Origin of the sequence: Thalassotalea sediminis (assembly GCF_030295915.1) — a bacterium.
GTDB lineage: Bacteria > Pseudomonadota > Gammaproteobacteria > Enterobacterales > Alteromonadaceae > Thalassotalea_C > Thalassotalea_C sediminis.
In genome coordinates this window covers 392,433-417,340 of sequence record NZ_AP027361.1, presented here as the reverse complement: position 1 = coordinate 417,340, position 24,908 = coordinate 392,433, and the positions used below count along the sequence as shown (strand labels likewise).

Annotated in this window: 26 protein-coding genes; 12 read left to right on the top strand and 14 right to left on the bottom strand. The window is 38.0% G+C overall.

Annotated features, from left to right (window positions below; translation table 11 throughout):
* Positions 1 to 40: 40 nt before the first annotated feature.
* The 5 genes from QUE09_RS01915 to QUE09_RS01895 form a co-directional block, all read right to left on the bottom strand.
* Entirely contained in the window at positions 41 to 190 is a 150-nt protein-coding gene (locus tag QUE09_RS01915; protein ID WP_286234518.1) for a hypothetical protein, read from the bottom strand.
* Positions 191 to 368: 178 nt separating this feature from the next.
* Positions 369 to 2,006: a pyridoxal-dependent aspartate 1-decarboxylase PanP gene (panP, locus tag QUE09_RS01910; RefSeq protein ID WP_286234517.1), complete on the bottom strand. Its 1,638-nt coding sequence runs from the start codon at positions 2,004 to 2,006 to the stop codon at positions 369 to 371.
* 443 nt (positions 2,007 to 2,449) lie between these two features.
* A complete protein-coding gene (gene trmB, locus QUE09_RS01905; protein WP_286234516.1) occupies positions 2,450 to 3,133 on the bottom strand; it encodes a tRNA (guanine(46)-N(7))-methyltransferase TrmB in 684 nt (227 codons plus the stop codon).
* Positions 3,133 to 3,906: an ABC transporter permease gene (locus QUE09_RS01900; protein WP_286234515.1), complete on the bottom strand. Its 774-nt coding sequence runs from the start codon at positions 3,904 to 3,906 to the stop codon at positions 3,133 to 3,135. The genes trmB and QUE09_RS01900 overlap by 1 nt, the downstream gene beginning before the upstream one ends.
* A gap of 2 nt (positions 3,907 to 3,908) precedes the next feature.
* Positions 3,909 to 4,838 carry an ABC transporter ATP-binding protein gene (locus QUE09_RS01895; RefSeq protein WP_286234514.1) on the bottom strand — a complete coding sequence of 310 codons (930 nt, stop codon included), beginning with the start codon at positions 4,836 to 4,838 and terminating at the stop codon, positions 3,909 to 3,911.
* A 170-nt stretch (positions 4,839 to 5,008) separates the two neighbouring features.
* Between QUE09_RS01895 and QUE09_RS01890 the strand changes: the two genes are divergently transcribed.
* The 3 genes from QUE09_RS01890 (at position 5,009) to QUE09_RS01880 (ending at position 9,533) form a co-directional block, all read left to right on the top strand.
* Positions 5,009 to 7,342 (top strand): S9 family peptidase, encoded by a 2,334-nt coding sequence (locus QUE09_RS01890; protein WP_286234513.1) that lies wholly within the window; start codon positions 5,009 to 5,011, stop codon positions 7,340 to 7,342.
* A 260-nt stretch (positions 7,343 to 7,602) separates the two neighbouring features.
* Positions 7,603 to 7,917: a DUF4389 domain-containing protein gene (locus tag QUE09_RS01885; protein ID WP_286234512.1), complete on the top strand. Its 315-nt coding sequence runs from the start codon at positions 7,603 to 7,605 to the stop codon at positions 7,915 to 7,917.
* A 122-nt stretch (positions 7,918 to 8,039) separates the two neighbouring features.
* Complete coding sequence (locus tag QUE09_RS01880; protein WP_286234511.1) at positions 8,040 to 9,533, top strand: serine hydrolase domain-containing protein; 1,494 nt, start codon at positions 8,040 to 8,042, stop codon at positions 9,531 to 9,533.
* 55 nt (positions 9,534 to 9,588) lie between these two features.
* Here the strand turns inward: QUE09_RS01880 and efp are convergent, their stop codons facing one another.
* Complete coding sequence (efp, locus tag QUE09_RS01875; RefSeq protein WP_286234510.1) at positions 9,589 to 10,158, bottom strand: elongation factor P; 570 nt, start codon at positions 10,156 to 10,158, stop codon at positions 9,589 to 9,591.
* Between the two features lie 37 nt (positions 10,159 to 10,195).
* On the opposite strand from efp, the gene epmB reads away from it, so the two are divergent.
* Positions 10,196 to 11,212, top strand: coding sequence for an EF-P beta-lysylation protein EpmB (gene epmB, locus QUE09_RS01870; RefSeq protein ID WP_286234509.1), 1,017 nt, complete (start codon positions 10,196 to 10,198; stop codon positions 11,210 to 11,212).
* Between the two features lie 36 nt (positions 11,213 to 11,248).
* Positions 11,249 to 11,557, top strand: a complete 309-nt coding sequence (locus QUE09_RS01865) for a hypothetical protein (RefSeq protein ID WP_286234508.1) — start codon at positions 11,249 to 11,251, stop codon at positions 11,555 to 11,557.
* Positions 11,558 to 11,613: 56 nt separating this feature from the next.
* On the opposite strand, the gene QUE09_RS01860 is transcribed toward QUE09_RS01865, so the two are convergent.
* Positions 11,614 to 12,102: a DUF3016 domain-containing protein gene (locus QUE09_RS01860; RefSeq protein ID WP_286234507.1), complete on the bottom strand. Its 489-nt coding sequence runs from the start codon at positions 12,100 to 12,102 to the stop codon at positions 11,614 to 11,616.
* Positions 12,103 to 12,352: 250 nt separating this feature from the next.
* Here QUE09_RS01860 and QUE09_RS01855 point away from each other — a divergent pair, with 250 nt between their 5' ends.
* The 3 genes from QUE09_RS01855 to bfr (QUE09_RS01845) all read left to right on the top strand — a co-directional run bounded on the left by QUE09_RS01855 (position 12,353) and on the right by bfr (QUE09_RS01845) (position 13,663).
* Positions 12,353 to 12,547, top strand: a complete 195-nt coding sequence (locus QUE09_RS01855) for a (2Fe-2S)-binding protein (protein WP_286234506.1) — start codon at positions 12,353 to 12,355, stop codon at positions 12,545 to 12,547.
* Positions 12,548 to 12,719: 172 nt separating this feature from the next.
* Positions 12,720 to 13,184 (top strand): bacterioferritin, encoded by a 465-nt coding sequence (gene bfr / locus QUE09_RS01850; protein WP_286234505.1) that lies wholly within the window; start codon positions 12,720 to 12,722, stop codon positions 13,182 to 13,184.
* Positions 13,185 to 13,195: 11 nt separating this feature from the next.
* Positions 13,196 to 13,663, top strand: a complete 468-nt coding sequence (gene bfr, locus QUE09_RS01845; RefSeq protein ID WP_286234504.1) for a bacterioferritin — start codon at positions 13,196 to 13,198, stop codon at positions 13,661 to 13,663.
* A 197-nt stretch (positions 13,664 to 13,860) separates the two neighbouring features.
* On the opposite strand, the gene groL is transcribed toward bfr (QUE09_RS01845), so the two are convergent.
* The 3 genes from groL to QUE09_RS01830 form a co-directional block, all read right to left on the bottom strand.
* On the bottom strand, positions 13,861 to 15,513 hold the full coding sequence (gene groL, locus QUE09_RS01840; RefSeq protein WP_286234503.1) for a chaperonin GroEL: 1,653 nt from the start codon (positions 15,511 to 15,513) through the stop codon (positions 13,861 to 13,863).
* Between the two features lie 139 nt (positions 15,514 to 15,652).
* Positions 15,653 to 15,943, bottom strand: coding sequence for a co-chaperone GroES (locus QUE09_RS01835; protein ID WP_286234502.1), 291 nt, complete (start codon positions 15,941 to 15,943; stop codon positions 15,653 to 15,655).
* A gap of 95 nt (positions 15,944 to 16,038) precedes the next feature.
* Complete coding sequence (locus tag QUE09_RS01830; protein WP_286234501.1) at positions 16,039 to 16,524, bottom strand: FxsA family protein; 486 nt, start codon at positions 16,522 to 16,524, stop codon at positions 16,039 to 16,041.
* A 127-nt stretch (positions 16,525 to 16,651) separates the two neighbouring features.
* Here QUE09_RS01830 and cutA point away from each other — a divergent pair, with 127 nt between their 5' ends.
* Together cutA and QUE09_RS01820 are read left to right on the top strand one after the other, a co-directional pair.
* Positions 16,652 to 16,972 carry a divalent-cation tolerance protein CutA gene (gene cutA / locus QUE09_RS01825; protein WP_286234500.1) on the top strand — a complete coding sequence of 107 codons (321 nt, stop codon included), beginning with the start codon at positions 16,652 to 16,654 and terminating at the stop codon, positions 16,970 to 16,972.
* Positions 16,965 to 18,779 (top strand): protein-disulfide reductase DsbD, encoded by a 1,815-nt coding sequence (locus tag QUE09_RS01820; RefSeq protein ID WP_286234499.1) that lies wholly within the window; start codon positions 16,965 to 16,967, stop codon positions 18,777 to 18,779. Before cutA ends, QUE09_RS01820 begins: the two co-directional genes overlap by 8 nt.
* A gap of 5 nt (positions 18,780 to 18,784) precedes the next feature.
* On the opposite strand, the gene ung is transcribed toward QUE09_RS01820, so the two are convergent.
* The 4 genes from ung to QUE09_RS01800 all read right to left on the bottom strand — a co-directional run bounded on the left by ung (position 18,785) and on the right by QUE09_RS01800 (position 23,457).
* On the bottom strand, positions 18,785 to 19,444 hold the full coding sequence (ung, locus tag QUE09_RS01815) for a uracil-DNA glycosylase (protein ID WP_434017496.1): 660 nt from the start codon (positions 19,442 to 19,444) through the stop codon (positions 18,785 to 18,787).
* A gap of 76 nt (positions 19,445 to 19,520) precedes the next feature.
* Entirely contained in the window at positions 19,521 to 21,962 is a 2,442-nt protein-coding gene (locus QUE09_RS01810; RefSeq protein WP_286234497.1) for a putative bifunctional diguanylate cyclase/phosphodiesterase, read from the bottom strand.
* 3 nt (positions 21,963 to 21,965) lie between these two features.
* A complete protein-coding gene (locus QUE09_RS01805) occupies positions 21,966 to 23,108 on the bottom strand; it encodes a hypothetical protein (protein WP_286234496.1) in 1,143 nt (380 codons plus the stop codon).
* Positions 23,109 to 23,172: 64 nt separating this feature from the next.
* Positions 23,173 to 23,457: a hypothetical protein gene (locus tag QUE09_RS01800; protein ID WP_286234495.1), complete on the bottom strand. Its 285-nt coding sequence runs from the start codon at positions 23,455 to 23,457 to the stop codon at positions 23,173 to 23,175.
* 477 nt (positions 23,458 to 23,934) lie between these two features.
* Here QUE09_RS01800 and aroQ point away from each other — a divergent pair, with 477 nt between their 5' ends.
* Both aroQ and accB read left to right on the top strand, forming a co-directional pair.
* Positions 23,935 to 24,396 carry a type II 3-dehydroquinate dehydratase gene (aroQ, locus tag QUE09_RS01795; RefSeq protein ID WP_286235862.1) on the top strand — a complete coding sequence of 154 codons (462 nt, stop codon included), beginning with the start codon at positions 23,935 to 23,937 and terminating at the stop codon, positions 24,394 to 24,396.
* Between the two features lie 39 nt (positions 24,397 to 24,435).
* Positions 24,436 to 24,894: an acetyl-CoA carboxylase biotin carboxyl carrier protein gene (accB, locus tag QUE09_RS01790; protein ID WP_286234494.1), complete on the top strand. Its 459-nt coding sequence runs from the start codon at positions 24,436 to 24,438 to the stop codon at positions 24,892 to 24,894.
* The last annotated feature ends 14 nt before the right edge of the window (positions 24,895 to 24,908 follow it).

Here is a 24,908-nt window from a genome sequence, read left to right as displayed (position 1 = left end):
ATCATGGAAACTGCTGGCCTTTTTACGTGTGTAATTATTTTTATTCGTATGAGCGTTCAAGCCACATTAACTGGCTTTTCAGATCTTCAATTTCTTTTTTAGCATCAATAAGTTGCTGCTCTACAGATTGATTTTCAACGCTACGCTCATCAATTACTTCCGGCATTTTACTGTCCTCTTTATACATCATACAGCCCTCAACAATGTAACCTCACCTGTAATATTACACATAAGGTTTCATTTTGTAAAACAAACGAAAGAAGTTTATTTCGTTTAGAAAGTTAATAAGTGTAAAATCTAGACAACAAGATTTGAATTTTTGTTAATAAATCAAAGAGTAGTAATTAATAACGTAACTGAGTTGAATGTTATAAATTTTGAGACAATGCGATCAATTTAGGTAAAAAATGACTACTTTCTTTCGCCAATTCTTCTTGCTCAACAAGTACATCCTTTAATATCTCTTTAGATGTTAAAGGATTGGCAAGTACCACACGAAAAACTAACGTTTTTCTACCATTGTATTTTTGCACTTCAATACGCGTACGCGATACAAATGATTTGCCATTTTCTCGTTGTCTCTTTTGGATAAACTTCGTCAACTTATCCAATAAATTGTTAACATTATTAAGCGTATTTTCGTCCGCTTTTGTAAGTAAGGTTTGAATTGATGCAGGATTATAGCGATAGGTCAACAAGCATAACTCAGGCGCAGTAACCAGTTCGAAATCTGGGTGTTGATCAATAAGGTCAGCAAAATATTTCGCTTTTTCTATTCCTTGGTTGATTAACATCTCGTAACCTGGACGACTAATAATATGCAAACTTGCATAAACAAGCATCGCCATACCAGGTCTTGAACCTTCCAGTGTATGAGAGCCTAAATCTTTCGAGCCTTTACGTAAAATATATTCAGCATGATGTTCAATAGAAGCAACTGATGCAGGGTTACGAAAAACCACGAGACCAGCCCCCATAGGCACATACATTTGTTTGTGTGCGTCAATAGTAACCGAGTCTGCATGCTCAATGCCACTTAACAGGCTGCGATGTTTATTTGATAATAATGTTGCGCCACCCCACGCTGCGTCAACATGAAAATGACATTGAAATTCAGCAGCCACTTTTGCCATTTCGTGCAACGGGTCTATATTGCCTGTTTCTGTTGTTCCAGCGACACCGACAATACTTAATATACGAATATTTTTTGCTTCAAGTTCTCGGCACTTTTCTTTTAACTTAACGCAATCCATTTTGTTATGTCCGTCGGTCGGGATTGCTATAACACTATCTTGGCCTATTCCAAGTACATCAGCCGACTTCTTTAGTGAGTAATGGCCTCTTCTGGACACTAAGATAGCAAGACCATCGTATTGGTAGTGCTTTAAGGCGGCAAACAATCCTTCGCGCGCAACGCCTTTAAATGCGCCTTCAGGTCGCAATAAGTTATTTCTTGCTACCCAAAGTGCGGTGATATTCGCAACTGTGCCACCTGAGCAAAAAGCACCAAGGGAATGGTTCGCACTATGCATCCACTGTTGATAGAAGTTTTCTTCAAATTGATATACCAACCGGTGCATCATACCCAGTACTTGACGTTCTAGCGGTGTAAATGCCTTTGATGTTTCTATTTTGACTAAGTTCTGATTAAGCCCGACCATTAGTTTGGATAACGGTAATATAAAATAAGGTAAGGCTGACGTCATATGACCAATAAAACTTGGGCTAGAAGTATGTACAGATTGCGCTACAACTTTTTCGAGAAGATGGTGCATATGATCAGAAACAAATGAAGGTTGCTCAGGAATTTGAGAGCAGGCAAAATCTTTTTCTATTTCAGATAACGCTGTTTCTTTAGCGGCAATATGATCACCAAGAAAGCCCGCTAGGTTTTGCGAGATCTCTTGTTCTATTCGTCCCAACGTAGAGTCAGGAGCCTCTGGAATGGTAAAAATACGATGTAGCGACTCTTCTGTCGCATTTGCCGCACGTTTGTTCATCGTCATAAATTGCACTAACTTTTTGTAGTCACCAACCCGATATTGGAGACATGTCGTAAGTGCGGCACTTTAATAAACTTTGCAACAAAAGTCTTGTATTTTTCGTTTTTTAAACGATTTTACTTATAAACAATTGACCAATTAACCAATTAATGTTGCTAAATATACAAACCCTAGCTCGACAATTGCCAAACTGCTTAACGCCATCATTAAAACGTTCTTTTTAATATTGTGAGTCATATCCATGTCCTATCTTCAAAGTGACTGATATGTCCTTACTAACAATTATTAGACCAACTTTTTAAAGTGTTGTTTTTTTTGGTTTTTTATTATTTAGCGGCTATATATAGCTTATTTAGAGTTTGTATCATTGGCAAAAAAGTGGTGATTTTCACTAAGCAATTTAGCCTAATCAACTAAAGAACGTAATAGCACAACACAGTGAACAGCTAAGTAATGGTTAATTGCCAACATACCTGCCCGCTTGCCTTATACTTTGCTTCAAATGGCGTTAAAGCGATATCAGCTTTTACTTCTTCAATGCTGCCACGGCGATTAGCAATGTTTGCGGCCATTAAGAACTCTTCTAAATATAATCGCCAATTACTACGCAAGATAATCTTTTGCCCAATTGAAATTATCTCAGGAAACACTGCGCTTCCGTGCCATCGACGTTGCACATGCTTACTCTTTGGCCATGGATTTGGGTACAGAATATAATGCTGATCAACACACCATTTCTCCCGCACGATCAGTCGATAGAAGTCATTTAGATCAGCACGTAATAGTAAGAAATTGTCTATATCGTGTGTCGACGTGCGAGCAACGAGTTCTTGATCATTACGCTCGATGCGATGCGCAGATTTATCAATACCGATAACCAACGCCTCTGGGTTATTCTTTGCCAGTAAACGCGTACTTTGACCAACCCCACAGCAGGAGTCTAATATTAGCTTTCCTTTGTGAGCACTTACTCGTTCATTCGCTAAAGCAAAAGCATCTAACGTGTGCTGTTGAAAAGGCTTTTGAGAACGATGGGCTAAATGCTTTTCAACAATATCAACAAGCTTTTCATGAACGCCTAACTGATTTGTAACTATCGCTTTTGAATCACCGGTATTACTGTCTTGCATTAGCTTCTCAAACCAATTCCCTTAGAAATTAAGTACATTGCTATACCATAAAGGCTAACAATAAATACCCCTAAAACACTAAATGCCACCGTTAAACTGACATCTGAAATACCCAAGAAACCATAACGGAATGCATTTACCATATACACGATAGGGTTAATTTGCGACACACCTTGCCAGAAATCTGGCAACAATGAGATAGAATAAAATACACCGCCTAAGTATGTTAACGGCGTTAAAACAAAAGTAGGAATAATGGATATATCATCAAAACTACCCGCAAAAACAGCATTAATTAAACCACCTAACGCAAATGTTGCTGACGTTAAAGCGACCGTTACAATAATAACCCAAATATTATGAATTTGAATGTCAGTAAAAAACATTGCAACAATAGTAACAATAAGTCCGACTAGAATTCCCCGCGCCATGCCGCCGCCAACATAGCCTGCGACAATCACCCAGTTTGGTACTGGTGCTACAAGCATTTCTTCTACATTTCGTTGCCATTTTGCACTAAAAAATGATGATGCTACATTAGAATACGAATTAGTGATCACACTCATCATAATCAAACCTGGGACAATAAATGCCATATAATCAAAGCCCCCCATTTGACCAATTCTCGAGCCTATTAAAGAGCCAAAAATAACAAAATATAAGCTAATCGTTATCGCAGGTGGTACGAGCGTTTGCACCCAAATGCGCATAAATCTGTGAGTCTCTTTATGCAAAATACTTTTTAATGCAACCATATTTCTAGCTGACGACATCGCTATGCTTCCTCCAACTTTTCACCTGAACCAACGAGACTTACAAACAGTTCTTCTAAACGATTACTTTTATTTCGCATACTAATTACATCAATGTCCTGTTGACTAAGCTGTGCAAAGACATCATTAATCTTTTGAGATTTTCTCACATCAACTTCTACCGTATGATCATCGATAACGCGGTAACAAAACCCTTCAAGCTCAGGTGTATTACTATTAGGCTTGAGGTCTAATACGAATGTTTCCAAATCAAGCTTAGCCAGTAGTGATTTCATGTCGGTATTTTCTACGATGATGCCCGAGTCAATAATCGCGATATTACGGCACAACATTTCTGCTTCTTCCAAATAGTGTGTCGTTAAAATAATGGTAATACCTTGCTTGTTTAATTCGCGTAAAAAATCCCACATAGAACGTCTTAACTCAATATCAACACCAGCCGTTGGTTCATCTAAAATGAGTATTTGTGGTTCATGCATTAACGCGCGAGCTATCATCAAGCGGCGTTTCATTCCACCTGACAGCATTCTTGCCGCATTGTCTTTTTTATCCCATAGATCGAGTTGCTTTAGGTACTTTTCGGCGCGTTGATGTGCTGTTGCGCGATCAACACCATAGTACCCTGCCTGATTTACCAATATTTTCGTTAAGCTTTCAAACTGATTAAAGTTAAACTCTTGTGGTACTAAACCTATATGACTTTTTGCGGTTTCAAGGGCCTGATCAATATCGTAACCAAAAACCTTTACTTGTCCTTCAGATTTATTAACCAACGAAGTAATGACACCAATTGTCGTAGACTTCCCCGCTCCATTTGGTCCTAGTAAAGCAAAAAAGTCACCTTTATCAACTGAGAGTTCTATTCCTTTCAAGGCTTGAAAACCACCTTTATAAGTTTTCTTTAAACCAGATATTTCGAGCGCTTTAGTCATATTGATTTCAAATTAAAACAAATAATTTTATTAAATGAGGCAATAAAGCACGAAATTCAAGCGTATAAGTAAAATAAAATTCACAACATTACCGCGAATAATCTCGAGCAACCATTGCCTTTAAATTGTATACAATTTAAAGTAGCTGCGTTATTGACGAGGAAAAGTACATGCAATTTATCACAATAAAAAAATTGCTTGTTGGAACCGCGCTGACTACAGCGCTTGTTGCTTGCCAAGCAACAGATGGTAATACAACACAACAAGCAGAAAGTAACTTAGCAAATACTAAAAATGCGCTAACACTTGACAGAATTTATACCGATTATGAATTTAGATCAGATTATATCGGTCAAATTCGCTGGCTAGAGGATGGTACCGGTTACACATCAGTAGAAAAGTCGAAAACAACAAAAGCCGATGATAAAGGTAAACAAGTGCCAATTGGGCGCGATATTGTTTTATATAACCCGGAGACACTGCAAGGTGAAGTACTCGTTTCAGCAGAGCAGTTAACGCCAAGAAATACAGAAAAGCCTCTCGCTATTCATGACTATATTTGGTCTGGTGATCGCAAACAGTTGCTCATTTATACCAATAGTAAAAAGGTATGGCGTTCAAACAGTCGTGGTGATTATTGGGTACTAAATCTATCTACAAATGCATTAGTCAAATTAGGTGGTGATGCAGCCAAGCCTAGTAGCCTCATGTTTGCGAAGTTTTCACCTGATGGAACACGCGTTGCCTATGTACGCGATGATAACATTTATGTTGAGAATCTTAATGATAACAGCATTTCCCAATTAACTCACGACGCGGGTAATGGCATTATTAATGGTTTGTTCGATTGGGTATACGAAGAAGAATTTTCAATTCGAGATGGTTTTCGCTGGAGCCCCGATGGTAAAAAAATTGCTTTTTGGCAACTAGATACCTCTGGTAGCAAAGACTTTATCATGATCAACAATACCGACGCTCTATACCCAACAATTACCAAATTTCCATACCCTAAAGTAGGTGAAACTAATTCTCTCGCTAATATTGGCATTGTTGACCTAGCCTCGAAAAAGGTCACGATGACTAAGCTGCCAAATAATTCACGAGAAATGTATATTCCACGTATGAACTGGGCAGGCACTGGCGAAGCTATACTTATTCAGCATGTTAATCGTAAGCAAGATACCAATATACTTTATCTAGTGAACAGTCAAAATGCCGCGATTAGTAAGATCATGGTTGAACAAGAAGAAACTTATTTAGATTTCTATGATGATGCCCACTGGATTAACGACGGCAAGTATTTTGTTTGGACGAGTGAACGCAGTGGTTGGCGAGATCTTTACCGCATATCACGTGATGGTAAAGAAGTTATCAATTTAACGCCAGGTAATTTTGATGTCACTGTTTTTGGCTCTATTCAAGCAATTGATGAAAAAGGTGGTTGGCTATATTTTACAGCGTCCAAAGGTAATACATCAGAGCGTTATCTATACCGCAGCAAGTTAGATGGTAGCGTGGTAAATCAGCGACTCACTCCAAAAGCGTTTGCGGGTGTAAACTACTATCAAATGTCACCTAATGGTCAATGGGCCGTTCATAGCCATTCAGCCTTTGACCAACCGACACAAAAACGTTTAGTCATGGTAGCGAATCATCAAGAAAAACACATGATGATGGACAACCAAAAGCTGATTGATAAATTGGCAACAATTAACAAACCTTCACATGAGTTTTTCCAAGTAAAAGCGCGTGATGGTGTTGTATTAGATGGTTATATCATGCGCCCTGCTGACTTTGACCCAAATAAAAAATACCCAATTATTTTTTATGTATACAGTGAACCGGCTGGGCAAACGGTACAAAATAGATGGCGTGGAAACTCTTATGTTTGGGATGCTTATATGACCGAACAAGGTTACATTATCGCGTCAATTGATAGCCGAGGTGCAGCGTCGCCAAAAGGGCGTGAGTGGCGTAAGTCCATTTATGGTGCAGTAGGCATTTTATCATCTCGTGACCAAGCCGATGCTTTAGATGCAATGAGTAAACGCTGGGATTATATCGATACGGATCGCGTTGGCATATGGGGACACTCTGGTGGTGGCTCTATGACATTGAATATGTTATTTCGTTACCCTGAGCAATACCACGTAGGTATATCATTGGCGCCAGTACCAGACCAAAAGCTATACGATACCATTTATCAAGAACGTTACTCAGGCTTATTACCCGATTATGAAGAAGGTTATAAGCAAGGTTCACCAATAACCCACGCCAAGAACTTACAAGGTAACTTATTATTGGTACATGGTACCGGCGATGACAACGTACATTATCAAGGTGCTGAACGATTAATCAATGAATTGGTAAAACATAATAAACAGTTTGAATTTATGTCTTACCCTAATCGCAGCCATAGTTTGCGCGAAGGTAAAGGTACAACGTTACATTTACAAACGATGAAAACACAATACTTTAATCGTTATTTAAAAAATAAACAGTAACACTGCGTTTACTAAAAAGTATAAAAAACCTGCCAATTAGCAGGTTTTTTATGTATTTTTTCACCACTTATAACTCGTTAAAACAACCTAAGAGTGGTTAATTACACCAAGTAAGTGTTTTCATATAAAACTATCTCTTTGTTATTAAAAGCTTTTAAATGTTGGCTACCATTTTGCTTTATATTTGATATCCAATGACTAACGCATCAATAATCGCGTTAGTGTTAAATCTTCACTAAGGCTACGTTGTAGAGGGTGTTATGAAAGATATTCATTCAGTAGAGAAAAAAAACTGGTTAAGCGCAGGCACATGGTTACGTGGCCTATTTATGTTGTTATTCGGTTTTATTGCAGGCTTTGTACGTTTTATTATTACCATGATTGCGATATTCCAGTTCTTGTTCTTACTCGTAACCGGTAGAGCAAATAATCATTTAAAAAGTCTTGGTCAAAGTTTAAACAACTATATTTATCAAATTAATCAATTTTTAACGTTAAATACCGATAAATACCCTTTTCCATTAAGTGACTGGCCAGAAGATAAACCACATTACCGCTATACCCATAGAAGTTAAGTGACAGTTCACGTGGGGTTACAATCAAAGCCCTGCGTGAATAATAAATCGACCTATCACCTGCATCCAAATATTGAATTGCCGCATCTTTATAGTCAATACAATCAATATAATGAGAAAATATGCACTATTATTTATTACCACTAACCTACTTCTTAATACTTACACTTAGCATCTCAATATCAGTAAATGCAACCAATATAACGGATAAAATAGATAACCAGATAAGTAAAATTAGGACACAATTAAACATCAATAGTGCGATTGCTATCGCCGTGATTGATAATGAAAAAATCATATACCAACGCACTACAGGGTACGCTGACATCGAGCATAATATACTAGCAAACGACGAAACTCTTTTTTATATCGCTTCGATTACCAAACCGCTTTTTGCTCAATTCATTTTACAAATATTGGAAAAATCTCAATATTCACTAGATACGACGCTCGCTCAGATGTTCCCCGAGATAAAATTTCATTCAGAAATTAAAGCGAATAAAGTGACCATTAAACATTTACTCTCACATACATCAGGTCTTCAAGATAACTTCTTAACAAACGCTTTGTCGATCACTGGTATTCATAATAAGCAACTCACAAAGAGTATGCTAAGCAAACTTTATTCGAATACGGAAAAACCATTAGGCCAATTTCAGTATACAAATTTAGGCTACAACATTGTGAGTTTATGGTATGAAAATACGTTTAATATCCCATGGCAAACGGCAATAAAACATCATTTATTAACACCCTTGAAGATGACACACACAACCGCTTTACGCAGTGAAGCCAAGCAACAAAAATTACAGATTGCTAAACCATATTCTTACTTTTCACTAGAGCCAACCAAGGCTTTATACTTAGAAAAGCAAGATAATACTCTACATGCGGCAGGTGGCTTGTTGTCTTCTATTGAAGATATGGCGCGCTTTGTTAATCAACAATTAACGCCATCAGCAATACCTAACCTAAAGAACAACACTAAACTTTCCCATAAATCTCTAGCAAACGTTAACAGTAAACGCGGCGATTTTGAACGTACTACCTATGGACTAGGTTGGTATAAAGGGCAATACAAAAAACAGGTAACCATGCATCATTTTGGTTCTTTTGATGGCTTTCGCCCACACCTATCTTTTATGCCAAATAAAGGCATTGGTATTGTAATATTGAATAATGAAGGCATGTTCAACGATAAGGTTACGGATGTTATTGCTGACTATATCTATGGCATATTGTTAGAAGAAGATGATATTGAACAAACATCTCTTCAACGAATTGCTGCGTTATCAACAATGGCGAAGTCGTACCGTGAAAAATTTATCACTAAAGAGCAAAGTTACCACAATCGTCCTTTAGATCTAACAAAGCCAATTAATCAATATACCGGAACATATCATCACGCGATGGCGGGCAATGTCATTATTAACTATCAGCAAGAGCATTTCACTGTTACATGGGGAAACCTTCACGCAACGGCAACGGCTTATAAAGAAACTGATGTGCTTAGAATTAAGTTGAGACCTAGCCATGGCCAGTTGATACGTTTTATTGAATATAACTCAGGTATTTCAGCACTTACGCTAGATGGCATTACATTTAAAAAGCGCTAAAACAGACAATAAAAAACCCCGTATTAGCGAGGTTTTTTAAATAATGTATTACAGGTTATTTTCCGGCACGTGATACATATTCACCAGTGCGTGTATCCACTTTCACTACTTCACCGATTTGAACAAATAAAGGTACACGTACTACGGCACCTGTAGTTAATGTTGCAGGTTTACCACCAGTACCTGCCGTATCACCTTTTAAGCCAGGATCAGTTTCTGTTATTTCTAACTCAACAAAGTTAGGAGGCGACACAGAAATTGGGTTACCATCCCAAAAAGTAATCGTACATAAATCACCTTCTGACAGCCATTTTACATTATCGCCAACCGCTTTTTCGTCAGCTGCAACTTGCTCAAAGGTGTCATTATTCATAAAATGCCAGAATTCGCCATCGGCATATAAATAACCAAGCTCTGAATCCATTACATCAGCGCCTTCTACAGATTCACCTGATTTAAAGGTTTTTTCTAGCACTTTGCCAGAGATTAACTTACGGATTTTTACACGGTTAAATGCTTGGCCTTTACCCGGCTTAACGATTTCATTTTCTAAAATGTTACAAGGTTCGCCGTCGATCATTAATTTAAGACCGGCTTTAAATTGGTTAGTACTGAATGAAGCCATAAATACTCGCTTTACTTTCGAGAGATTGAAATTATAAATGCCGCAAATAATACCCTATATTCACGATAATTTGCACACTTCTTGGCAAAAAGAGTTAGCCGACGTTGTGACAGACCCGAGTGTACTGTTAAAAATGCTTGATATTGACCCTAGCATTTATCAAGCACACTTTTCTGCCCGTAAGCTTTTTCCAGTGCGAGTGCCAAAGCCTTTTATTACAAGAATGGTGAAAGGTGACATTGATGATCCCCTACTAAAACAAGTCATGCCAATATCAGCGGAGTTTATTGACACTCATGGATTTAGCACCGACCCGTTGGCAGAACATGATACAGTTGCCGAGGGTTTATTGCATAAATATACTCACCGCGTACTGATGATCGTAAAAGCGGGTTGTGCGATTAATTGTCGATACTGTTTCCGTCGTCATTTTCCTTATGCTGATAACAGCCCAAATAAACAACGTTGGCAGCAAGCACTCGATTACATTACAGCACATCAAGAAGTTAACGAAGTGATTTTTAGCGGTGGTGATCCGCTCATGGCTAATGATCAACACTTACATTGGTTAATAGCGCAAATCGAGCGTATTCCTCACGTAAAACGGCTACGTATTCACAGTCGATTACCTGTCGTTATCCCGCAACGTATAACACCTGAGCTAGTAGATATGTTGGCAAACTCTCGACTTAAAAGCACCTTTGTCTTTCATATCAATCACCCAAATGAAATTGATGAATCATTTGCAAACGCCATTGAGCCCCTACGGCAAGCTAGGATACCGCTATTCAATCAAAGTGTGTTATTAAAAGGCGTGAACGACGAAGTAAACACTTTATGTCAATTAAGTGAGCAGCTTTTTGATTGCGGTATTCAGCCATACTATTTGCACTTATTTGATAAAGTACAAGGGGTTGCTCATTTTAATATTAGCGATCAACAAGCACAATCATTAGTAAAAAACATGATGGCAACCTTACCTGGCTTTTTAATGCCTAAAGTTGTGCGGGAAATTGCTGGTGAAGCTAACAAAACCCCCATAAAACTGGCATAATACTGCGCTATTTTCATTAGCACCGATTAAAATACTATGAGTGAAGCAGTCAATAAACAACTGATCGACAATATTTCAATTATTCTTAAAAAGTCACTTGCTGCAGACGCGACTCTGTCTGACCTACGTGAAAAGAAAATGGCAAACTTTGAAAACATCTTTAAACAGGATGCGGGTTTTAATGCAAATGCCAATACCTTTCAACCCTATGTTGAAGAGGTTGCTGACGACTTACTGAAATGGCAACAAAACCAAGATCAGCAATTACTTATAGCACTGGTAAAGAAAATAGAGCAGCTTTTTGCCGTGCTAGGTACCTTTGAGAAAACATACACCGCAGATTAATAACTAATTGACTTAAAGATGCTTATCAATATTGTAGATAAGCATCAAAATTAGCGTTACTTTTGCGCAAGTGTATTATCAAACCATTGGTCTAACATCACTTTTTCATAATGAAGAAAAGTGTTGTTATAACGTAAACTACTTCGCATCATAAAGCTCATATCTTTCAAGTTTTCTAAGCCTTCTTGAAGGATGTGATCAGAAGCATCCACTAGCTGATATGAAAACTTCATACGTGGTATATGAATATCTTTGATCACACGTATACGATCCATGGTTTCATGCACATCACCTGCTAAATCAACATCAGTTACAGTAATCTTTAAAGTCTGTTCTTTGGGAAGTTGCTCTGCCAGTTTAGCGAAATGTTGTTCAAACTCTTTAAACACGCGCTTTTTAAATTTAGCTCTATGCTCTTGCCCAGCATAAACATCTCTGTATTTATCTGGGTTCTGCCATGTTACTTCACTTGTGCCGGCCAACGCATTTGGTGCAACAAGCAAAAACGAAACAATTGTAGACATTATCACGTTTACTTTAATCATAGTCCTGCCCTCTACTTTACTTGGTATATCCATTAGACCGGATATTAACCAAAAAATGTGTATTAAATTGTAATCTAAAAACAAGCGCCTGTATGTACATTCACAAAACGGCTTTATTCTTTGTCTTCAAATAAAGCCGTTTTAGCTAGTAAATACGATATACCGCACTCACTTTAAAAAAGTGAAAATAATGTTTGCATTTTGACCAAATGAGAACTATTATCACTCGCATAATCATTAAGGGTTCGCTATGTTTGTTTGCATTTGTAATGGCATCACAGATAAAAATATACAAGAAGTCGTGCGTAACAAAGGCGCAGGTACTATGCGTGAATTAAAAAAACACCTTAATATTGGTAAAGACTGTGGTTCTTGCGTGAAAGCAGCGCAACAAGTTATCGATAATACCATTATCGATGAATCACTTTTTCAAGACGTCGGCTAGCACTTCCCTCAATAATTGTTCTTTATCATTCACTTAACAACGATAAAAAATTACTAACAGTAATAAAAACAAGAATAGTTTTCATTGGTAAATCATTGTTTTTACTTATTTTTTTGACTTAAGCAATTAAACTCTTATAATTGTTCCACCACTTGCTAATGGAACGTTATCTATGCAAAGTCAAAGTAATATAATCACAACGCTAAACGCAGTGCTTACCACCGAACTTACCTCAATTAACCAATTTTTCTTACATGCAAGAATGTATAAGAACTGGGGCTTTTCAAAACTAAATGAGCATTGCTATAAAAAGTCTATTAAAGACATGAAGCAAGCAGATGCACTGATTGAGCGGATTCTTTTCCTAGAAGGCTTACCAAACTTACAAAAACTTGGTGCACTTTCTATCGGTGAAAAAACCGAAGAAATGTTGCAATGCGATAGCAAATTTCAATTAACGCAAATTGAACAAATGAAGCAAGCGATTGCTTTATGTGAGCAAGAAAAAGATTTCGTCACCCGTGAACTATTGGTTGAGATCCTTGACTATGAAGAAGAACATTTAGATTGGTTAGAGACGCAAGCGTATCAAATTCAACATATGGGTTTGGAAAAATATTTACAAGCACAGTTATAAAGGAGTGAGTCATGAAAGGTAATACAGAGATTATTAACGCCCTTAACGGCCTGTTAGCTTATGAGCTTGCCGCAATGGATCAATACTTCATTCATTCACGTATGTATCACGACTGGGGCTTCACAAAATTATTTGAACGCATCGACCATGAATTTGACGACGAAAAAGGACACGCGTCTTTACTCATTGAGCGTATTCTCTTTTTAGAAGGCACGCCAGATATGGTTACCAGAAGTGGTCTTGATATCGGCAAAGATGTCCCGCAAATGTTAAGCAATGATTTAGACGTAGAACTTGCCGTTGATAAGGCGTTAAAAGACGCAATGGCGCTCTGTGAGGAGAAAAAAGATTTTGTCACCCGTAATATGTTGCAAACACTTATTGATGATACCGAAAGCGATCATGCGTTCTGGTTAGAACAACAATTACGACTCATAAAGACTCTTGGTTTAGAGAACTACTTACAGTCTCAACTGTAAACTTATAGCAAATAATTTCCTACGTTTCTTTTAGAGAATAAAAAAACCGCCTCGGCGGTTTTTTTATTTAGTCTATTTTAAGCAGTATATTCTGCATAGGGTAAATTGATAATGACAAGAGACGTTGAGCAACGCATAGCTCGTACTATGCGAGTCGAAAAGACAACAACGTCAAGATCAATTTAATTAAGCATGAATTACATCATACCTGGCATACCGCCACCCATACCACCCATGCCGCCCATATCAGGCATTGCAGGTGCAGAATCTTTAACTGGTGCGTCAGTAATCATCGCTTCAGTTGTTAACATTAAGCCAGCAACAGATGCCGCAAACTGAATTGCAGAACGTGTTACTTTCGCTGGATCTAGAATCCCCATGTCTAACATATCGCCATAAGTACCGTTACCCGCATTATAACCATAGTTACCTTCACCATTACGTACTTCATTAAGTACTACAGAAGCTTCATCACCGCAGTTAGTCACGATTTGACGTAATGGCGACTCCATTGCGCGTAATGCTACATTGATACCGTGATTTTGGTCTTCGTTATCACCTTCAAGTGCTTTAATTTTCTCAGCAACACGAACCAAGGCAACACCACCACCAGCTACAACACCTTCTTCAACCGCTGCGCGCGTTGCGTGTAATGCATCTTCAACGCGTGCTTTTTTCTCTTTCATTTCAACTTCAGTAGCCGCGCCCACTTTAATGACCGCAACACCACCAGCAAGTTTTGCTAAGCGCTCTTGAAGTTTTTCTTTATCATAATCTGAAGATGTTTCTTCAATTTGGCCACGAATTTGAGCAACACGTGCTTGAATGTCAGCTTCTTCGCCAATGCCATCGATAATGGTTGTATTGTCTTTAGATATCACGACACGCTTAGCTTGACCTAAATCTTCTAAAGTCGCTTTTTCAAGCTCCATACCGATTTCTTCGGAAATTACTGTACCTGCTGTTAACGTAGCGATGTCTTGAAGCATTGCTTTGCGGCGATCACCAAAACCTGGCGCCTTAACGGCAGCAACTTTAACAATACCACGCATGTTGTTTACAACTAATGTCGCTAATGCTTCACCTTCAACATCTTCAGCAATAATTAATAAAGGCTTACCTGCTTTAGCAACTGCTTCTAATGTTTGAAGCAATTCGCGTATATTTGATACTTTTTTATCCACTAAAAGAATGAATGGGTTTTCTAATTCAACCGTGCCATTTTCTTGGTTGTTAATGAAGTAAGGTGATAAGTATCCACGATCAAACTGCATACCTTCAACAACGTCTAACTCATCAGTCAACGCTTGACCTTCTTCAACAGTAATAACGCCTTCTGCACCAACACGCTCCATTGCTGTAGCAATGATTTCACCAACTGTCTTGTCTGAGTTTGCTGAAATAGTACCAACTTGCTCAATCGCTTTATTGTCAGTACAAGGTGTAGAAAGTGATTTAAGCTCTTCAACCGCAGCAATAACAGCTTTGTCTATACCGCGCTTAAGATCCATTGGATTCATACCCGCTGCGATTGACTTTAAACCTTCATTTACAATAGCTTGTGCTAATACGGTTGCAGTTGTTGTACCGTCGCCCGCTTCATCGTTTGCCTTAGACGCAACTTCTTTCACCATTTGTGCGCCCATATTTTCGAACTTATCTTCAAGTTCAATTTCTTTGGCAACTGAAACACCATCTTTAGTGATTGTTGGGCCACCAAATGATTTATCTAAAACTACATTACGACCTTTAGGTCCTAAAGTAACCTTAACTGCATCAGCTAAAATATTTACACCGCTAAGCATTTTAGCGCGTGCGTCATTACCGAATAATACGTCTTTTGCCGCCATTTTAATCTTTCCTATTTTGCTCTATTGAGAAGCCTAACCAATCATTTTCAACGATGCTTAAATCTGTTCACCGTATTAAATTTTCTGATAAATGCGTTTACACTTCTCTAATTGAATTAAATGATAATTTACTAATTAATTATTCTACGATAGCTAAGATGTCTGTTTCGCTTAAGATAAGCACGTCTTCACCATCAATTTTTTCAGTTTTAACACCATAACCTTCATTAAAGATCACTTGGTCACCTACTTTTACATCTAATGCGCGCACTTCACCGTTTTCTAGGATGCGGCCATTGCCTACAGCAATAACTTCACCACGGGTTGATTTCTCAGCAGCGCTACCCGTTAAAACGATACCGCCAGCAGATTTAGACTCTACTTCTTTACGCTTGATAATTACGCGATCGTGTAATGGACGAATACTCATTGATTTCTCTCCTGAGAATGTTGTTTACAAATTAATTGAGTTGAAAGATAAATAGGGCCGTATTTCACCAATACAACCCTTTTAGTGAAAATTTTTTAATCTTTGCGTTCGAATTCGCCTTCAAGTGTTTTACCACCACTTTGTGGCGTTTCTTTTTCAACTTTTTGGTCAAATGAATGTTGTTGATGATGATGAAATGTAAATTGCTGCGTTTGTACAACCGAATGTTGGGTAAGTCGACTCTGAACTGCATTTATAAGGCCTCTTCTAACTTGAGGTATAAGTAAAGACAATCCAAAGAAGTCAGTAACAAAACCAGGCGTCACTAATAACACGCCAGCAACCAATAACAATAAACCTGCAACAATTTCATCCGAAGGTGCTTCACCTTGGGCCATTTTATCTTGTACAGATTGCAACGTAGCGATACCTTGTTGCTTCACATTTTTTGCACCTAACCACGCTGTAATGACAACAATTGCGATCGTTGGCCAAGCACCTAGCCACGCACCAACTTGCATCAATACCGCGATTTCAATAATGGGAATAATAACGAACAAAAAAAACAGAATGCGAAACATGTAATAAATTCTCCTAGTGCAGTGAAACAAATATGAGGGTGATCAGGTCTTTTTCAACCAGTGACGTTTTACAGACTCTGAATATTGCTTTAGATTATGGCCAGACCCCATAAGTTGTGACAAAATTATGTATCAAATCGTGTTATGTACATGCCCTTCAAACGAAGTTGGGCATCAAATAGCGGAAACGCTCGTAAAACAAAAGGTTGCCGCTTGTGTTAACATTGTTTCAAACGTGACGTCCGTGTACCAATGGCAAGGGACAATTGAAAAGGATACTGAAGTACAGCTTATAATTAAAACAAAAGCCACTTTTTTTAAACAGCTATCGGAAATCATTACACAGCTTCACCCTTATGACGTACCTGAAATTATCGCGCTAGCTATTAGCAATGGTAATCAGGATTACTTAACTTGGTTAAATGACTCAATAAACCCTCATGCTTAAACATTACACTTCATTATTTTTATTTATTTGCCTAACGCTGTTTGGTCAGGTCAATGCAAGCGCACAGGACTCAATTTTTGACAGCAGTGCAAGCTCATTGTTCAGTAACGAACAGGAGTTCTTAACGCCAGATCTCGCCTTTAATTTCAATTTTGAACAAAGCCAAAATACCGTACAAATAAGCTTTGATATTGTTGAAGGCTACTACTTATATAAAAAACAATTTTCTTTCGAAGGAAAGAACGTCTCTATTAATAGCGTAAACTTGCCTTCGGGGATCGAACACGAGGATGAGTTTTTCGGCGTACAAGAGATTTTTGAAAAACCGCTCTCGTTCCAAATTAAACTAAGCGACATTGGTAATAATGCACAATTGATGGTTCGCTTTCAGGGTTGTGCGAAAAAAGGTCTATGCTACCCACCTGAAATAAAGGTCATTGATATAGTCAGCTCAAAAGCCAGTTCAGCTGATATTTTTGCAGCGATGTCACAAACTTCAAATAATAGCAATGGACAGCTTATAGATAAAAAAATGCCTGTGACTGAAAGTAGTGAACAACATCAATTAGTTGATTTACTTAAAAGTGATAACTTATGGTGGACGCTGTTTGCCTTTTTTATTGGTGGATTATTATTGTCATTTACCCCTTGTGTATTCCCAATGTACCCTATTTTAACAGGCATTATTGTTGGCCAAAAACAAGGTTTATCAACAAATAGGGCGTTTGCTTTATCCTTTACTTATGTGCAAGGAATGGCCGTCACTTACACGATTTTAGGTATCATCGTTGCTTTAGCTGGAGCGCAATTTCAAGCAATGTTTCAGCACCCGATAGTATTGCTCACACTGAGTGCTTTATTCATCTTTCTCGCGCTATCAATGTTCGGCATTTTTAATCTAAGCTTACCCGCTAGTTGGCAGAATAAGCTCAATAATCTGAGCAATAATCAAAAATCTGGGTCATATGGTGGTGTTTTTAGCATGGGAGCAATTTCCGGTCTTGTCGCTTCTCCTTGTACGACAGCCCCATTAACAGGCGCGTTGATTTATATTTCTCAATCAGGAGATGTTACGTTAGGCGCAGCTGCCTTATATGCATTAAGTTTGGGAATGGGGTTACCACTACTTATTTTAGGTAGCACTGGTGGTAAATTGTTACCCAAGGCCGGGGCTTGGATGGAAATGATAAAAGTAGTTTTCGGCTTTTTACTCTTAACAGTACCAGTCTTCTTGTTAGAGCGAATCTTACCAAACACCATAACTTTTGCGATCGCGCTTATTATTCTACTCTCGGCATGCGTTTATTTTGTTAAATCAGCATTAAAAAATAAAAGTCGTTTGAAGGGTTCTTTTGCCAGTGCGTTAGTACTTGCAATAACCTGTTTCAGTGGATATCAGCTAACGCAGTATTATCAAGTGTTACCAGAGCAACAACGTGATACTAAAGCGTTTACTTATGTTAAAAATTTAACCGAGCTAAAAGCCCTCGTTGCCACTGCTAATGCAAACGGTGAAACCGTTATGGTCGATTTATATGCCGATTGGTGTGTCGCATGTAAAGAGTTTGAACATAAAACCTTCCCTGTTGCTGTCGTTCAAGAAGCGTTAGTAAATACACGATTAGTACAAATAGATCTAACCGATACAGGTGCCCCAGATAGCGTCGAGTTAATGAAGCATTATCAAGTCTTTGGCTTACCTTCAATTTTATTTTTTAACTTAGAAGGGGAAGAACTTAGTCAACGTAGAGTGACAGGTTTTATGGCAGCTGAGGAATTTGCTCAGCATATAGAAGACACTTTCTAGTGTCTTCATAATTGCCAATTAATGGTTTTTTTTCCTTGCTGATGAAGTAATGCATTAGTTTTAGAAAAGTGTTGGCAACCAAAAAAACCACGATGTGCAGATAAAGGTGAAGGGTGCGGCGCTTTTAAAACAAAATGTTTGTCGGTATCGATACTTTGTCCTTTTTTTTGTGCATGCGCTCCCCAAAGTAAAAAGATAACACCTTCACCATAATCATTGAGTAATGCGATAACTCGGTCAGTAAATTGTTCCCAGCCAAGTTTTTTATGAGAATGCGCCTGCCCTTCTTCAACAGTAAGAACGGTATTAAGTAACATCACGCCTTGTTCTGCCCAGCTTCGCAAATCTCCATGTTCAGGCATTTGAAACCCTTCAATATCAGAAAGTAGCTCTTTATACATGTTAACAAGAGAAGGAGGAGGTTTTATGCCAGGTTTAACAGAAAAACAAAAACCATGAGCTTGCCCTTCACCGTGATATGGATCCTGTCCTAGAATTACAACGTTAATGTTCTTAAAGTCTGGTGTAGTAAAAGCATTAAAAACATCATCTACGGGTGGATAAACATTAATGCCTTGTTCGCGTCGCTTTGCGACATAATCTAAGGTGTCTTGAAAGTAACGTTTTTGTTTTTCTTCAGCAAGTAATGCTGTCCATGTTAGTATCGTCATTTATTTTTCAATCAAGTTCAAACTTATACTTAGCGATTTAAAATAGTTACTCACCATATTGATAAACCGTTTAGGGGTAACATATTGCCGGTTGCGTTTTCCAATAACCATTAATAAGGTATGAATTTACAAAGCCAAATAAATCCGCTTCCGGGATGGGCTTTGAAAAATAGTAACCTTGAATGATGTCACATTCACTCTCCGCCAAGCTTCTCAATTGTGCACTACTTTCAACGCCTTCGGCAATGACCGTAAGGCCTAAGTTCTTGACCATAGCAATCGTCGACATAATAATTTGATAATCAGCGTGATTTTCCAACATACCAAAGACAAAACTTTTATCTATTTTAATTACATCGATTGGCATTTTTTTAATATAAGCTAACGAAGAGTAACCCGTACCAAAATCATCAATCGCAAAACTAAAGCCCGATTCTTTCAATAAATTCATGGTATTGATGGCGCGATCAATATCTTTAACTAACGTTTGTTCCGTCAATTCAAGTTCGAACCTTCTAGCATTAAAATTAAATTCATCAAGTAAACCACTTAAATATTGCGGTAATTGTGGATCAATAAATTGTCCTGCTGAAAGGTTTATCGCCATGCGCACATCTGTTAAACCGATTGCATCAAGTTCTTTTAATATTTCAAAACACCTGCGAATTACCCAGTAGCCGAGCTCAATCATGTGCTCAGAATTTTCTAAAATGGGTATAAAGTCATCGGGGGAAATCATGCCTTTTTCAGGATGCTTCCAACGCAACAATGCCTCAAATCCGTAAAGCTTTTTCGTCTTCGTTTCCAACTGCGGTTGCAAACTCAAACTAAATTGACCTTTAGCCAAGGCTTGCCGCACTTCTGTTTCCATCATGACTCGATGAGCAACACGTTGATACATATCTGCATGGTAGACATGAAATTGTGCTCCACCATTATCTTTCGCCTCGTACATTGCGATGTCTGCTTGGCTAACGAGTAACTCAGGTTTCGCAATTTCATCTTCGCAATAAGCAATACCAATACTGGTAGAAACGTAGAAAATGCTAGAACCAATACGGATAGGCTCCTTAAATCGCTCTAATATTTTTTCTGCAATAGGAACAGCATCTTCAGAGCTATTGAGGTGCCCTAAAACAATGACAAATTCATCACCACCAAAACGGCAGGCTAAATCAACATGGCGTACACTCACTCTCAAACGGTTAGCAGCCTCAATTAATAATTTATCGCCATCACCATGACCATTACTATCATTAACTTTTTTGAAGTCGTCTAAATCTAAAAACAAAACCGCAATACCCTTACCTGTTCTGCCAATATTCGCAACGGCTTTGCGCAACTGGTAATTGAGCATGTTCCGATTAGGCAACCCGGTTAACAGGTCATACATTGCAATGTTTTCGAGTTCTTTGGTTTTTTGTTCTACTTCAATATTTAATTGCTCAAGTTCATAGCTCAACTCAGTAGCAGAGTCGGCTACTATATCCAATTCGTCTGCCAACATGCGTTTACGCTTTAAGCGAATTTGCCTAAATTGCTCAAATTCTTTACGTGCTAATAAAGGTAAAGCACTCGAAAGCGTTAAAATGCGATTGGTAAAAGGGCTAGCGACAAAGTAGACGAATACGGCAAGAATGATAAAAATCAATAACGAAGAAAGTAAAAATTGCATTACTTGCTGTCTGTACTCCTCTTTTATTGAGCTAACATCATCAACTAATGCAATATAAAATTGCTTATCTTCACTTGTTGCTAATTGCATTAAATTAACTAAATAGCTTTGTTGCTCTAATACCACTTCCAAACCAGATTCTCGTATTTCTTTTGCCGAAATATCACTGTCTAACTTGGCAAACAAATCGTGCATTAACTTTGCATTTGAGGTTGATAGAAAACGAAATTGATTCTGAAAAGATTGTTCGCTACCATCAAAACTCACGATGGCAATTTCACTTTGCAATACACGATTTATTGAGTAAATCACATCGATTAATGACATCGACATCGCAACAACATGAAAGTGTCCATCTGCTCCTAGTAAAGGTACAACAATTAGTTGTTCACAAGCATTACCGCAGAATAATTGGTAATTGGGTTCTTTACTGTTAAATGCCTCTTCAACCGCAACTAAAACATTATCATGGATATCTGTCGTGCTATACGTTAAGGATTTATCTTCATCAAATAACCAAATATTTTCAACATTTTGGTTCATTTGCAACGCATCATATTGACGCTCAAAAGCGGCAGGAAGAGAGTATTGATCTTTTGATGTAAGCTGAATAACGTCCGAAAATGACTCAATCCATAAACCAAGACGTTCACGATCGGTACTAGTTTGCATGGCTAATTGGCTTTGTCCTTGCGCAATTTTTTCAATTTGAAAATCTTTAAACTCTTGCTTTAAACGTGATAAAGACATCATAGATATACCAATGCTCATAAGAAGTAAGGCACTTATAATGAGCAAGAGTAATTTTGTTGGTACGCTTATAAAGATTTTATTCATTACTTAAAACCAATATACAACTTGTAAAGCTGAGATTTGCCAATATTCATGGCTATTCACCGTTGGATTTGGCAATACTACCGGCGTTAACCTTGCGGTTCCTTTAACCCAGTGGTGCTCTAGCTGAATTTGAACATTATTAGCAACATCAAAAGTTGCACCTACTACTGCTTCATGTTGATAACCAAAGTGTTTTGGTACGCCACCTAGCGTAGAAGCTTCTAACTTAGTACCTGTTTTATCATTTTTATCAGCATAAAAATGTTCTAATCTACCTAATAACTTGATTTCTGAATCATAAATATACTCCAGCTGTGCGAAACCACCTTGACCCGTTTTCTGCTGAACGAAGGCGTCATGTAAAAAGCCTTCAAGTTTCATTTTTTCTTGTAGCAACTCAAAACTAAATGTCCAATTTTGTCCTTGATACTCACCATTAAAATAATTTCTTGTTAGCGCTAAATCACCGCTAGTAAAATAACTTTGGCGTTTTTTCTGATACTCAAAATTTGCATCTGTTATCGCTAATCCAAATCGCCAGTTAGATAACGTTGGCGCCCAATAAATACTGGCTTGAAGATCTGTTTCATGGGTTAAATCACCATCAGAAAATGGCCCCAATATGATGCGTGCTTGTTCATCAGAAATACTCGAAAAACTTGAACTGACACGAAAATCAAAGTCACCAAATTCATCACTAAAATATTTAGCGGTAATAGCACCACCGTCACCACCTACGGACATATTACGTGTTGCATCAAAATATACTGACTGTGGCAATATGATACTTGGTCGCGTCATAGGCACGTCACGCGTACTTGAATACAACCAATGATAGTTTTTAATTCGACCTAAATATAAATTTACTTGCCATTTATCGTTGGTAAACGCAGACCAGTCCATCAATAAATAATCAATGTGAAGTCCATCCGCATAACGGTTGCCACCATTTAAATAAACGGCTTGCCCTGAAAACCTTAGACGGTCTGAAAACTGATATGAGGCGTTAATGCCCAGTTCGGTTAACTCCGTTGAAATTTTTTCATCGTCATTGACATAATTACTGCCATCAACATCAATTAAACCTTGCGCGATAAAGCCATGTAGTTGTACACCATTATCTTCTGCGTTAACCACAGTAGTCATGCATATGCTTAACATCGCGATCGGCGTTAAACTAATTATTCGCTTCATTAGCGAGCGAAAGTGGTTATTGCGAAATCTGAATAACATTGACTATGTTTTCCTTTGTTATATTTTCTACGTACCCTAATGCTCCTGGGGTCGTACTGACGGCTTTTAATAACATTTCTGGCGATGCCACTATTGTTGGCGCTACGCCTAAACCTGAAAAGGTAAGTTTGTTCCAAATACGATCTAATTTATAAGGCAAAATATTTAATGTGTTCTGAGCAAACTTTTTATGTAAAGGGTGGTGACTAGGGAGTACAAATACTTTAATCGGAGTATTGTCTGACCAACGAACTTGACGCATAGCATAAATGCGCCGCAATTGGGCAACGGTGATAGATTGCTGTGTTACTGCCTTATGTGTAATTACTTCAATCCCAAAGCTGGGTGAACTAATACAAGTCAGGATACAGAAAAAGCAAAAATAAATATAACGGCTGATAACAATATCCTTATTAGGGAATCCAATTGTATACAAATTGAAATAACATCTTATTTTTGGCAGGCTATTGTGACAATTACCTCCCTACATTTCAACGAGTTAAATACTTAACTGCCCATTTAATTCTAGTCGAGTTCAAACAAATAACCAGAAAAAAACTCATTAAAAACACCTTAACAAAGAGATTAGACCAGTATTTTGCTGCGAATGTCGTCGAAAACACTATAATAATCGGTAAATAAAGTAATAACATTAGTTTTTTAGTGCTTACCGTTTCATAATCACTAATTTTATGTAAACATAGTACAAAGACTACAATTAGTGACACTTTCAATGCAGATGGCACCAAAATTTAAAATTTTACTGTTAAATGGTCCTAACCTAAACATGTTAGGAAAACGAGAACCCAATATTTATGGTTCACAATCATTAGTACAAATTGTAGACGAACTTACTCATTCTGCTGAAAAGGTCGATGTTGAACTCACGCATGTGCAATCAAATGCTGAACATGAATTGATCAATGCAATACACGATGCCTATAACAACATTAACTTTATTATTATCAACCCAGCAGCTTTTACACATACAAGCATCGCTTTACGTGATGCGTTAGCGGCGGTGAATATTCCTTTTATAGAAGTGCACTTATCAAACGTGCATGCGCGAGAACCTTTTCGTCATCATTCTTATTTAAGTGATAAAGCCGTTGGCGTAATTTGTGGACTAGGTGCGCAAGGTTACCAATTTGCACTATCGGCAGCTTGCCGGTACTTACAAGACAACACGAGCAGTAAATAATTACTGACCAAATTAAAACACATTAAGTAAGGTATTTTCATGGACATTCGTAAAATTAAGAAGCTTATAGAACTTGTAGAAGAGTCTGGCATTAACGAAATTGAAATTTCAGAAGGTGAAGAATCAATTCGTATCAATAAAGGTAATACAATTGTTCAATCTGCACCCATGATGCAAGCGGCACCAGCGCCTGCAGCACCTGCTGCTCCGGCATCAGCACCTGCGACTACCGATGCAGCACCTGCCGCGCCAGCCGCACCTACAGGTCATGTTGTTCGCTCACCGATGGTGGGAACATTTTATTCTGCAGCATCTCCTGATGCGCCAGCTTTTGTAGAAGTTGGTCAACACGTTAATGCGGGCGATACATTATGTATCGTTGAAGCAATGAAAATGATGAACCAAATCGAAGCAGATAAGTCAGGTGTAATCAAAGAGATTTTAGCGCAAAACGAAGATGCTATTGAATTCGATCAACCGCTATTCATCATTGAATAAGCCCAACCTCAGAA

Coding starts and splice junctions, on each gene's coding strand:
- QUE09_RS01915 (WP_286234518.1), bottom strand. CDS start 190: ATGATGTATAAAGAGGACAGTAAAATGCCGGAAGTAATTGATGAGCGT.
- panP (WP_286234517.1), bottom strand. CDS start 2,006: ATGACGATGAACAAACGTGCGGCAAATGCGACAGAAGAGTCGCTACAT.
- trmB (WP_286234516.1), bottom strand. CDS start 3,133: ATGCAAGACAGTAATACCGGTGATTCAAAAGCGATAGTTACAAATCAG.
- QUE09_RS01900 (WP_286234515.1), bottom strand. CDS start 3,906: ATGTCGTCAGCTAGAAATATGGTTGCATTAAAAAGTATTTTGCATAAA.
- QUE09_RS01895 (WP_286234514.1), bottom strand. CDS start 4,838: ATGACTAAAGCGCTCGAAATATCTGGTTTAAAGAAAACTTATAAAGGT.
- QUE09_RS01890 (WP_286234513.1), top strand. CDS start 5,009: ATGCAATTTATCACAATAAAAAAATTGCTTGTTGGAACCGCGCTGACT.
- QUE09_RS01885 (WP_286234512.1), top strand. CDS start 7,603: ATGAAAGATATTCATTCAGTAGAGAAAAAAAACTGGTTAAGCGCAGGC.
- QUE09_RS01880 (WP_286234511.1), top strand. CDS start 8,040: ATGCACTATTATTTATTACCACTAACCTACTTCTTAATACTTACACTT.
- efp (WP_286234510.1), bottom strand. CDS start 10,158: ATGGCTTCATTCAGTACTAACCAATTTAAAGCCGGTCTTAAATTAATG.
- epmB (WP_286234509.1), top strand. CDS start 10,196: ATGCCGCAAATAATACCCTATATTCACGATAATTTGCACACTTCTTGG.
- QUE09_RS01865 (WP_286234508.1), top strand. CDS start 11,249: ATGAGTGAAGCAGTCAATAAACAACTGATCGACAATATTTCAATTATT.
- QUE09_RS01860 (WP_286234507.1), bottom strand. CDS start 12,102: ATGATTAAAGTAAACGTGATAATGTCTACAATTGTTTCGTTTTTGCTT.
- QUE09_RS01855 (WP_286234506.1), top strand. CDS start 12,353: ATGTTTGTTTGCATTTGTAATGGCATCACAGATAAAAATATACAAGAA.
- bfr (WP_286234505.1), top strand. CDS start 12,720: ATGCAAAGTCAAAGTAATATAATCACAACGCTAAACGCAGTGCTTACC.
- bfr (WP_286234504.1), top strand. CDS start 13,196: ATGAAAGGTAATACAGAGATTATTAACGCCCTTAACGGCCTGTTAGCT.
- groL (WP_286234503.1), bottom strand. CDS start 15,513: ATGGCGGCAAAAGACGTATTATTCGGTAATGACGCACGCGCTAAAATG.
- QUE09_RS01835 (WP_286234502.1), bottom strand. CDS start 15,943: ATGAGTATTCGTCCATTACACGATCGCGTAATTATCAAGCGTAAAGAA.
- QUE09_RS01830 (WP_286234501.1), bottom strand. CDS start 16,524: ATGTTTCGCATTCTGTTTTTTTTGTTCGTTATTATTCCCATTATTGAA.
- cutA (WP_286234500.1), top strand. CDS start 16,652: ATGTATCAAATCGTGTTATGTACATGCCCTTCAAACGAAGTTGGGCAT.
- QUE09_RS01820 (WP_286234499.1), top strand. CDS start 16,965: ATGCTTAAACATTACACTTCATTATTTTTATTTATTTGCCTAACGCTG.
- QUE09_RS01810 (WP_286234497.1), bottom strand. CDS start 21,962: ATGAATAAAATCTTTATAAGCGTACCAACAAAATTACTCTTGCTCATT.
- QUE09_RS01805 (WP_286234496.1), bottom strand. CDS start 23,108: ATGACTACTGTGGTTAACGCAGAAGATAATGGTGTACAACTACATGGC.
- QUE09_RS01800 (WP_286234495.1), bottom strand. CDS start 23,457: ATGCGTCAAGTTCGTTGGTCAGACAATACTCCGATTAAAGTATTTGTA.
- aroQ (WP_286235862.1), top strand. CDS start 23,935: ATGGCACCAAAATTTAAAATTTTACTGTTAAATGGTCCTAACCTAAAC.
- accB (WP_286234494.1), top strand. CDS start 24,436: ATGGACATTCGTAAAATTAAGAAGCTTATAGAACTTGTAGAAGAGTCT.